Raw genomic sequence first — 6,119 nt, 5'->3', positions numbered from 1 at the left:
GTGGGTGTATTTACGGAAATGTAAAACGAATTATTTTTATTGTTTTATTATTTTTTTTTAATTATTTTTTATTTTTTATTTTGGTTATTGGGGGTTGTATTTTTTAATTTTTTTTTGGGGTGGGGGGGAGTGGGGGAGATGAACCTTTTACCTTTTACCTTTTACCTCTTACCTCTTACCCCTAAAGCCTAAAGCCTAACCCCTAGCCCCGATCGAGCGATCCTTCCATCGCCGTCTGTAATTCTTGAGTGAGATCGAGGGTAGCTTGTTTGGCTTGCCTGCGACCACTTTTGTAGCGATCCCAGTAGTCAGAGAGCGGAATCGCATTACCGATCGTCATGTGGACGCGGCGATTGCCGATAATCGGGCGTTTAGTCGGTTTGCCACCTTCGATCCAGGCAACTAAATCCCACAATAGCAGGGCAATTTCCGAAAACCGATCGATCGTCGGTCGATCTTTGATATAGGATCCGGTCACAGCGACAAAGCTTTCGACAATGCGCATGTGCCACAGCCGCAAATCTGCTTCGGTGGCAATGCGATCGGCTAATTTGCGACTGACTGGCGATAAGGCTTGCGGTGAATTCAATTCTTCGAGATAGATCCAGTTCCAGCCAGCTTGCTCGATCTGGCGACAGCGCTCGCTGATGGTGCCTTGGGGTGGGAGATTAAAGTAACTTTCCGATATTTGCAATGCAAAATCGAGCAGGTGTTGGAGTCTTTGGGAGATTTCGGTGCGCGAAATCGGCTGCTCTAGCAGCGGACGTTCGGGGATTTCGTAGCGATAGAAGTGAGCGTAAAAGTTTTCTATTTGATAGAGCAAATGCTGGCTCAGAATGTAAAACCTGTCATAGAGTAATTTTCGCATCGGGCGACGATCGTTTTGACCGATCGCCACCAATGAGTCGTGACGATCGACACTCAAACCACAGTCTAGCTCTAACTGATAAATTAGCTGTTCGAGTTTAAACCACGGCTCATCCAGATAATAATATTGAATCCCGATCGGGATAATCAAGACATCTTCTTCTCTCCCCACTCGATCCAAATCCTCCATCGCCCAAAATCCAATCTGAGCGGCTCCAAACTCTAAAGGGCTAACAAACTCATTCTGACCGTTAGTTGCTCCCTCTGGAGCGATTGCTAGGGGCATCTGACCGTTAACTAAGATGTCTCTGGCGGTTTCGAGTCCTTGACGATCGCCGCGACCCCGATGAATGGGGATACCACCCAAACGAGGGTACAACCAATTGACGATCTTACCCGCCCACAATGGAATGCCGCGATCGTAGATAAAGTGAGCGAAGACGGGCGATTTGAGCGAAATGCGATGCCTTCTGGCCGCCAGCGGCAGCATTTTTGTCAAGAGGTGCCCCAGACAAAAAGCATCATCGCTACTAGGATGCCTAAAAGCAATAATCAACCGCAATCTACCCATCTGCGATTGTTTGTAAGCTTCTACCAACCGATCGAGATCTGAGGCATCAATTTTGGTGATGTGCAGTTTGTATCTCAACCACAAAGGCAACATCCAAGTGACTAGCCGCAGCACCCAAACATTGAATTGAGGTGGTAAGAATGCTAATCGGGGCTGGGCTTTGGTAATTTGGGACATGGGGAAAATACTTTCTGACCCCGTAGAGGATAGCTTTAATTGTAAAATTAATCACCGTATAAATGACTGATTTTACGGAATTTTCGATATGGCGAGCAAATTTTTAGGATGGTAATTTTGGATTACCTCATCCCATTTTGCACTAAATTAGAGCAATTATTCCAGCGATCGTCTGTGAAAAACGACCTCGATCGATGAATAGACATCTGGCTCAAGCTAGGCTTTAGGGGTAAGAGGTAAAAGGTAAGAGGTTCATCTCTCCCCAGTCCCCCAGTCCCCCCATCTCCCATCTCCCATCTCCCCTCTACCCCCTAATCTTAATAACTTTGGCTTCTGCGGATTCCCTGGCAACGCGGATCAGCAGTGCTGACTGGATTAGTGAGGCTACCATCGAACTCCCGCCATAGCTAAACATCGGCAAGGGTAAACCAGTTGTGGGGAGAGTCCCCGCCGCCACACCGATATTAAACAGCGATTGGAGCACGATAAAAGTAGTCGCGCCGACAGCAATCAGCCGATGTACGGGATGATGGGCACGACGGGCAATCAGTAAACCCAAAGTGGCATAACTCATCACTAATACCAGCAGCAGCAGGCTTCCGAGTAAGCCAAATTCTTCAGCAAACACCGAGAAAATAAAATCTGTATCCTGAATTGGCAAGTAGTCTAGTTTCTGATTGGATAGCCCAAACCCCCGCCCCGACAAGCCCCCAGATCCGATCGCCAGCAAGCTTTGCACTAATTGAAACCCGTCGCCCCGTTCGTCTAGCCACGGATTGAGAAAAGAGAGCATTCGCGATCGTTGGTATGAGTGCATCATCAGACTCATACCCGCTACCATCCCCCCACCAATTGCCGTCCCAGTCAGGTATCTCAGCGGTAAACCCGCCGCAAAGGCGATCGACCACAAACCAATACCACATAAAGATGTCGTACTGAGGTTGGGTTGTTTTAAGATTGCCAGTAACACGATCGCAAATACCACCAGCCATGTCACCCGTACTTTGGTGGGATACTGCTCCCAGCGCCCAAATAACTTGGCACCTTGCAGGACTAGAAAGGGTTTGATTAATTCTGATGGCTGAATTTGAACCGGGCCGATCGCAATCCACCGCGTTGCCCCCATCGTATTTTGCCCCATCCCCGTCAATACCGTCAGTAACAATAGCACCAAAATCCCCAACAGAATCCAGTGTGAGACTTTGAGCGGTTTGCGCAAGGGTGAATGGACGATCGCATTAAAGATAAACAAACTAATGACGATCGCCACTAGTTGGCGATTGAAATAAAATAAGCCATCTTTTTTTTCGACTTCTCCATGATAGTAAGAAGCTGAGAACAACACGAACATCCCGATCGCTAGCCAGAGAAAAGTCAGCCACCGCATCAAACGCGCTGTCAATGACCAGTCTTTTACTGTCGGGTCAAACAATGGGAATAAAAGGCGCAAGTTCACAATGTGGGAAAATGGGGGTAGGGTGTCAGATCGGCATCAACATGGCAGCAAGGTAATTGCCGCATCGCTCCTGCTTGAGATTGGATTTGTCACCGAGCCTCTAGGGTAGACGCTACACGAACGAAAACTTATACTATTTAACCACACCGCCTAATTATTCGAGCTATTTTTCAGCTTTTGACCGAACAGTATAGTTTTAGATGATTTCCATGATGTTAAAAAAGATCTTAAATCCGGCTCGGTGGTCGATATTATTATTAGTGCTAGCGATCGCGATCGGGGTGGCTAGTTGTCGGCAAATAATTAGTTCTGCTGCTGCTAAAGTCGATCGCAATCAATTAGTTTCCGCAATTCTCAGCGATCCGAAGACCTTTAATGAAGCACTAAGTAACGAATCGCCGAATATTTTTGGCTATGTGGGTTCTGGTTTGATTGCCGAAAATGGTAAAGGCGAACTGCAACCAGCTTTAGCCGAATCTTGGGTGGTTTCCCCAGATAGTAAAACTGTGACATTTAAACTCAGAGAAAATCTCAAATGGTCTGATGGTGCGCCATTGACGATCGATGATGTCGCGTTTACTTTTAATGAAGTTTACTTTAACGAAGAAATTCCAACCGATACGCGTGATATTCTCAAAATTGGCAAGGATCGAAAATTACCCACGCTCAAAAAAATTGGTGCCGATCGCATTGAATTTACTACGCCAGAACCATTTGCCCCCTTTATCCGCACGTTAGGAATTAGTATCCTTCCCGCTCACAAGTTACGTGCTACCGTCAACCAAAAAGACAACACGGGTAAACCACTATTTTTGAGTACTTGGGGAATTAATACCAAACCCTCCGATCTAGTTTCTAGTGGGATGTTTATGCTCGAATCTTACTCCCCTGGAGAGCGGTTAGTTTTTAAAAAGAATCCTCACTACTGGAGTAAGGATGCTCAAGGCGATCGGCAGCCATATATCGATAAAGTCATTTGGCAAATTGTCGAATCGACTGATACCGCACTGGTACAATTTAGATCGGGGGGGTTAGACTCTTATGGTGTTTCGCCTGATTTCTTTTCCTTACTCAAAAAAGAAGAGCAAAAAGGCGGATATAAAATCTATAATGGTGGCCCAGCGACTGGTACGACCTTTATGTCTTTCAATCTCAACGAAGGCGAAAGAGATGGTAAACCACTAGTCGATCCGATTAAATCCCGCTGGTTTAATAATGTTAAATTTCGTCAGGCGATCGCCTACAGTATCGATCGGCAACGCATGATTAATAATATCTACCGAGGCTTGGGTGCGCCGCAAGACTCACCAATTTCAGTGCCGAGTCCTTACTATTTATCTCGCAAAGAGGGACTGCCATTCTACGATTATAGTCCCCAAAAAGCCAAAGAATTATTCACTGCGGCTGGCTTTAAATATAACGAGCAAAATAAACTGATCGACGATCGCGACAATCCAATCAGATTTACCTTAATCACTAATTCTGGTAACAAAATTCGGGAAGCATTAGGTACTCAAATCAAACAAGATTTAGCCCTAATTGGGATCGAAGTGGATTTTACCCCGATTGCCTTTAGTTTATTGGTCGATCGGATCGATAGTTCTCTACAATGGGATAGTTTATTAATTGGATTCACTGGTGGAGTCGAACCCAACGATGGAGCAAATTTCTGGTCGGTAGATGGTGGATCTCACATGTTTAATCTCAAACCAGCAAAGGGCAAGAAACAGATTACCGATCGACGAGTTGCCGAATGGGAAAAGAAAATCGATAATCTCTATATTCAAGCGGCTCAAGAGTTAAATGAATCTAAACGTCGGCAGATATATGCCGAAACTCAGAAAATAACTCAAGAAAATTTACCCTGTATTTATTTGGTTAATTCCCTCTCTCTCTCTGCAATTAAAAATCGAATTAAAGGAATCGACTACTCACCAATATATGGGCCATTCTGGAATTTGCGCGAACTAAAGATTAGCGAAAATTCATAGCTTACATTATTACGATTGGTAAGGAGATCGCTCATGTATGCGCGATCTCCTGTTGTAAAAATTTCGTCCATTCAGCAGCCATCTGTACTTCAGTAAAGGGAATCTCGATCGACTCACTCGGATCGTCTAGACTAAAGCGAATATTAACTTGTTTACCGCTTGCTGGTAAATTAGCTAAATCGATCGAGTTATTATCGATAGCTAGGGTAATCTGTTTGACTCGATCGAGACTAAATGTTTGCAGATCTTTTGGATCGCCTTTAGTCGGTTTGCCCCAACTGAGCTTGCGATCTTTGATACCAATTACCGAATAGATATCATATTTGTAGCGATCGAATCCTACCGCCCAGCGTTTGTAAGCTTCCAGCTTTTGATATTCATTTGCACCCGCTCTTGCCAACCAAATAAATGCTCCAAGCAATGGGAGCCACATTAAACCGCGTTCCATAGAAGTAGGGGATAGGGGATAGGGTAGAGGGTAGGGAGCAGAGGGTGGAGGGTAGTATTAGCTTGGCATTAATTTGCCTTGACAGTTCGATCGCTACTTAGAGAATAGCAAAATGCTTGCGATCGAATTAGCTGTGTCGTTGGGATTCTAAACACAGTATCCTAGTTAATATAACGTTATGTAAATTTTCATGAAATGTATTATCAACCGTCGCGCGCAGTTTTCGGCTAGCCATCGGTATTGGCTGCCAGAAATGAGTGCAGCGCAAAACCAAGCGGCATTTGGTTTGTGTGCCCAACCGTACGGACACGGACACAACTACGAGCTGTTTATCTCGCTCTACGGCGACATCGATGACTATGGCATGGTACTCAACCTCTCCGATGTCAAACACGTCATCAAAAAAGAAGTTACCGGACAACTAGACTATAGCTTTCTCAACGATGTGTGGCCAGAATTTGGGCAAACGCTCCCCACCACCGAAAACATCGCTAGCTTCTGCCAAATTACCCTAGCAATATTTTCGGTGGTGGGGAGCGTTTGTCCAAATTCTGGCCACACATCGTTGAGAAAGCTATAGTCTAGTTGTCCGGTAACTTCTTTTTTGAT

The 6,119-nt window shown here is 45.2% G+C and carries 4 protein-coding genes and 2 pseudogenes; 2 read left to right on the top strand and 4 right to left on the bottom strand.

Going from position 1 to position 6,119, the window contains the following annotated elements; genetic code table 11:
• Positions 1–202: 202 nt before the first annotated feature.
• Both RMO52_RS19330 and RMO52_RS19325 read right to left on the bottom strand, forming a co-directional pair.
• Positions 203–1,615 carry a 1-acyl-sn-glycerol-3-phosphate acyltransferase gene (locus RMO52_RS19330; protein ID WP_310417498.1) on the bottom strand — a complete coding sequence of 471 codons (1,413 nt, stop codon included), beginning with the start codon at positions 1,613–1,615 and terminating at the stop codon, positions 203–205.
• Positions 1,616–1,919: 304 nt separating this feature from the next.
• Positions 1,920–3,071: an FtsW/RodA/SpoVE family cell cycle protein gene (locus RMO52_RS19325; protein WP_310417495.1), complete on the bottom strand. Its 1,152-nt coding sequence runs from the start codon at positions 3,069–3,071 to the stop codon at positions 1,920–1,922.
• Positions 3,072–3,280: 209 nt separating this feature from the next.
• Here RMO52_RS19325 and RMO52_RS19320 point away from each other — a divergent pair, with 209 nt between their 5' ends.
• On the top strand, positions 3,281–5,062 hold the full coding sequence (locus tag RMO52_RS19320; RefSeq protein WP_310417493.1) for an ABC transporter substrate-binding protein: 1,782 nt from the start codon (positions 3,281–3,283) through the stop codon (positions 5,060–5,062).
• 31 nt (positions 5,063–5,093) lie between these two features.
• On the opposite strand, the gene RMO52_RS19315 is transcribed toward RMO52_RS19320, so the two are convergent.
• The gene (locus tag RMO52_RS19315) at positions 5,094–5,510 is read right to left on the bottom strand and encodes a hypothetical protein (protein WP_310417490.1); all 417 of its coding nucleotides are present in this window, start codon (positions 5,508–5,510) and stop codon (positions 5,094–5,096) included.
• Between the two features lie 190 nt (positions 5,511–5,700).
• Here RMO52_RS19315 and RMO52_RS19310 point away from each other — a divergent pair.
• Positions 5,701–6,003, top strand: a pseudogene (locus RMO52_RS19310) (6-carboxytetrahydropterin synthase); the annotation flags it as partial.
• Here the strand turns inward: RMO52_RS19310 and RMO52_RS19305 are convergent.
• A pseudogene (locus tag RMO52_RS19305) lies at positions 6,000–6,119 on the bottom strand (6-pyruvoyl trahydropterin synthase family protein); the annotation flags it as partial. The pseudogenes RMO52_RS19310 and RMO52_RS19305 sit on opposite strands and share 4 nt — an antisense overlap.

It is taken from the genome of Chamaesiphon sp. OTE_8_metabat_110, from assembly GCF_031382685.1.
Taxonomy (GTDB): Bacteria; Cyanobacteriota; Cyanobacteriia; order Cyanobacteriales; family Chamaesiphonaceae; genus Chamaesiphon.
Note: the sequence above shows the minus strand (reverse complement) of the source record. Positions and strands in the feature narration are given on the sequence as shown.